The sequence below is a fragment of the Bartonella sp. PS17NMGDW genome (assembly GCF_042193555.1).
Taxonomy (GTDB): domain Bacteria; phylum Pseudomonadota; class Alphaproteobacteria; order Rhizobiales; family Rhizobiaceae; genus Bartonella; species Bartonella grahamii.
The window spans coordinates 1-3836 of record NZ_JBHILY010000040.1 but is presented as its reverse complement, the minus strand read 5'-3'; the positions used below and the strand labels follow the sequence as shown (position 1 = coordinate 3836).

Below are 3836 nucleotides of genomic sequence, written 5' to 3'. Positions count from 1 at the left end.
CCGGCAAGAGTAAAGCGCAAAACCCGTAGAGCAATATTAAAAGCCATAAGGGCAGCAATGGTTTTGATGATGGCGCTCGTTAAAGTGGGATGGGCATTCGCCCACGCCATCAACCCATTAGTAAAATTGCCAACACTTTCCATCAAACTGTTGAGGGGGGGCAGAAGCACCTCACCAATGGTAATCCCTAAAGCCACAATGCGGTTTTGCAACAATTCAAATTGCCGCATGGCACCGGTTGCTTGTTTGTCGGCTTCTTGTTCTACCGAACCTTTAAAGACTTGTGGATCTTTCACATAATCTAAAGCTTGCCCTAACAATTCGGGATTGCCCACCAATTTGGCAAAATCACCAGTAAAATCGCGCCCAGCAATGGCAATCAGGGAACGCATCCCCTGTTCGGATTTACCCAACACATTAAAAAAGCGCACCAAGGTACCTGTGGCATCTTTGTCCAGATCTTGCATGAATTTTTCGCGAGAAAGCCCAATATTGGCAAAAGCATCTTCAATATGTTTGCCCCCTGCCTGAATGCGCGCACTCATGGCATTAAAACCACGCGCGGCACTCTCTGGAACAATCCCAGCAGAAATCATCGCCGTACCAAAAGCTGCTGTTTCCCGCGCGGTGAGCTTAAACATGGTTGCCGCACCGGTAGCACGATTGGTAAAATCAGACACCTCACTTGCCTTGGCCGCCATGTGGTTAGAGAGATGATTGATAGCATCGCCTAAATCTTCAATCCCTGCCTGATTAAGCTTAAAGACATTGCGCAATTTGGCAAAGCGCTCCCCAATCTGATCTCCCGTCATATCAAAAGCTACAGCCGCTTTGGCAGCATAAATGCTAAAAGCTTCTAGATCTTGTTCGCCAATCCCTGCTTGGCTGGCACTGGTCATCAGTTCTAAGACTTCACGTGCCGCTAGCGGAATCTTGGTGGAGGTTTCAAGCGCAAAACGGCGCAATTCCTTTAAGCGATGAAGGGGGGCATCGAGAACCTTTTCTAATCCCTTCATCGATTGATCAAATTGCATGGCTTTATAGAGCGGTGCAATTAAGGTTGCTGTTTGCGCAATGGCACCCACCATACGCCCCCGCGCTTGGATAAAAGCATTTTTCGCATTCTTTGTCGCATCCTCAAGATGTTCAGGGTCAAACCAATTTTTAAAGTGTTGCCTTGTCTTGTTTTGGAAATGCGCAACATCGCTACTGAAGGCTGCAAGATCACGCTTGGCAGAAGCTATCCCCTCTTGCAGGTGATTGACAAAACGCACAACAAGGGAAACATCCATGACGATTCTTTATCCTAACTGATGGCTTTCATATTCTTGGGCTTTAAGGCGTGCGAGTTCTTCTCGATAGGCAATCACATCCAGCCAATCCATCTGGTTAATTTCTGAAGGCGCCCAGTGATAATAAAGGGCTAGTTCTGCCCCAAATTGTCTGGCAGAGAGGATTGGCGTTGCGTAAAAAAAGCAAAAAAAGCCTTCAATATTGCGACAATATCCATCACATCAACTCGATCAATCAATTCAATAGATTCATGTGACATATCAGCCAAAAGTGCTGTGATGCCTTCTGTTGCCTCACTTGTGAACAAAACTTGAGAAAGCTTCGTGATAAGCACATCATTGCTCAAAGTTGTTTTTTGCTCTCCAAACTCAGGAAGAAGCAGCTCTGTCAATTGTGGTCCAATGAGCACCGCTAATTGCTTGGCATGCTTAAAAGTGGGGCGATAAAAGGTCAGTTTCTTGCAGAGAGTTTCTTTGCCACTTTTATCTTGATAAAGAAACGGAACCTGCAATTCCACGTCAATGCTGGTTTGTAAACTTGTCATGATCAATTCCTATAAGTTGAGAATAGAGCGGCGGCGAGAACCGATCTCTTGCCCATTGCGGACAAGCCAGCCACCCCGTTTAAAAGAAAAGCGGTGCAAAACAGAACCATCCCAAAATTCCGTATAGTCCCAAACATTTTTGATTTCGCAATCATAGCCTGTCGCTTTTCCAGCCGTTAAGCCTTCGCTATCGACTTTGACCAAGCGCCCCGTGACATCAATGGAATGCTCATGCTCGCGTCCATCTTCTTCAGAGATCACATGTTTTTTGCCTGTAAATTTATGACGAAGACCAGGAGGACCACCAAAGATACCGATAATTTCGGGTGTGTGACTGCGGATTTTCATTTGTAAACTTAGCGCTTTCACACCAAGACCGCTCACATCAATTTGCATATCAGAGCCCCCTGGTTGATAGGTTTCTGTGATTTCTTCCAACGTGGGCAGTTTCAATGTTTCAAGATCAAGGTGAAGATTCACATCATCATCAACAATTAGCGTAAAACCGCGTACAATGCGTAAAGTCATGCTTTAACTCCTTGCTGCTTTGCGATAAGTTTCAAGCGTATCGCCAAATTGATAAGTCATTTTCTTTTGGATATCTTGCGCCAAACGGTCAAAATAAGCGCTATTGCGCCGGCTGCCGAAACTCAAATCTTCTAAGGGTGGCACTTCTTCTGCATCAAACTCGACCCGCAATTTTCCCAATTGTAAAGTGCTGTTGGAATTTAAATCGCGGTCAAACCAAACCCGCCCACCCAAAAGCGCTCCACGCGCAATCATATCATCAAGAAACTGCGTGAGGCTGCGGGTAATGGCAATAACATGTTGACCGGTCAGATTCTCATCATTCGCCCAAGGGCGGAAACTGTTGATGATCGTTTTTTCCAAAGCTGCACGGGTGCGCACCACATTGACAAAACGCCAGAGTGGATCACTAGAGGTGGTGTGGTTGCCCCATAAAATACGTCCATTGGCAGCAATTTTTCCATGCGCATTTTGACTAAGTCGTGCGGGAATAAAGGTAGCAATATCGGCTTGGTTGAGGCGATTTGCCTCATGATCGATTTCCCCATCAAAATAGCTAATCGGGCGCGCCGTGCCTAAAATGCCATGCACATCTTGGTTGGAGGGAGACCAAAAAACACCACCCCTTTGCTTATCACGTTTGATAAACATGGCGGCAGCAAAAGGACTTGCGGGTTTAACACTAACACCCCCATCAGAATTTGCCACCCGCACAAAGGGATCAATCAGGTAACAAAAGCGTGAGGAAAAATCTGCGCGATAGGCAAGGCTTTCTTCCGTGTTTTTACCACCCGTATCAAAAACCGCAATCGCTTGTAGCTTTTCTGCCACCTGTTCCAAGGCATCCGCCACGGGGTTTTTACCATTATCAAGGCGCCCTGCACTATAAGCCGGTGCCAATAAAATCCCAGGCTCTACCCCTAAATGACCTCTAGCATGCGATAAAGCATGCACACCAGTCAAAGCCGTATTGGATCCCATCATTTCGGCTTGCGTCTCAGCAATGGTTGATTTTTCCTCCACACGCACAAGAATAATTTGTGCCTCAATCCCCTGTGCGCACACGGCGTTAATCACGTCAAGAGCTGTGCCTCTTGTTCCAAGCTTTTGGATTTTCTCACCCTCATGTGTAAAGAGAAGGACAGGCTCGTTGAGGGGAAAAACTTGGTTGTCAGCATCAGGGGCTGTGACAACCGCACCAATGGCGGTTTGATCAAATGTTGCTAAGGGACGGGAATCCTCACCAGCCTCTACAATGCGTATCCCATGATTAAATTCTGTTGCCATCTTGCTCTCCAAATCAATGAAGAGACTATAACAAGCATCACCATGCTCCATAAGACTGACACTGTCAGTCAAAAAAAGCCCTTTCAAAGGGCTTTTAAAGAGTTTTAAAAAGGACTTAAAAACATATAAGCCTGCTTATAGAACAGCTATCCATTTGACTTCTGTCATATCTTGGTTACTTGTG

4 protein-coding genes are annotated in these 3836 nt (G+C 46.0%); all 4 read right to left on the bottom strand.

Annotated features, from left to right (window positions below; genetic code table 11):
* A partial coding sequence (locus ACFIJK_RS08870) for a phage tail tape measure protein (protein ID WP_375627537.1) occupies window positions 1-1292 on the bottom strand: 1292 nt, incomplete at its 3' end.
* A gap of 131 nt (window positions 1293-1423) precedes the next feature.
* The gene (locus tag ACFIJK_RS08865; protein WP_375627536.1) at window positions 1424-1837 is read right to left on the bottom strand and encodes a hypothetical protein; all 414 of its coding nucleotides are present in this window, start codon (window positions 1835-1837) and stop codon (window positions 1424-1426) included.
* 9 nt (window positions 1838-1846) lie between these two features.
* Entirely contained in the window at window positions 1847-2365 is a 519-nt protein-coding gene (locus tag ACFIJK_RS08860) for a phage major tail tube protein (RefSeq protein ID WP_015856800.1), read from the bottom strand.
* Window positions 2366-2368: 3 nt separating this feature from the next.
* Window positions 2369-3652 carry a phage tail sheath C-terminal domain-containing protein gene (locus ACFIJK_RS08855; protein WP_375627538.1) on the bottom strand — a complete coding sequence of 428 codons (1284 nt, stop codon included), beginning with the start codon at window positions 3650-3652 and terminating at the stop codon, window positions 2369-2371.
* Window positions 3653-3836: the final 184 nt, after the last annotated feature.

What these genes read in the sequence shown, in the direction of transcription:
- ACFIJK_RS08865 (WP_375627536.1), bottom strand. Translation starts at nt 1,837, where the DNA reads ATGACAAGTTTACAAACCAGCATTGACGTGGAATTGCAGGTTCCGTTT.
- ACFIJK_RS08855 (WP_375627538.1), bottom strand. Translation starts at nt 3,652, where the DNA reads ATGGCAACAGAATTTAATCATGGGATACGCATTGTAGAGGCTGGTGAG.
- ACFIJK_RS08860 (WP_015856800.1), bottom strand. Translation starts at nt 2,365, where the DNA reads ATGACTTTACGCATTGTACGCGGTTTTACGCTAATTGTTGATGATGAT.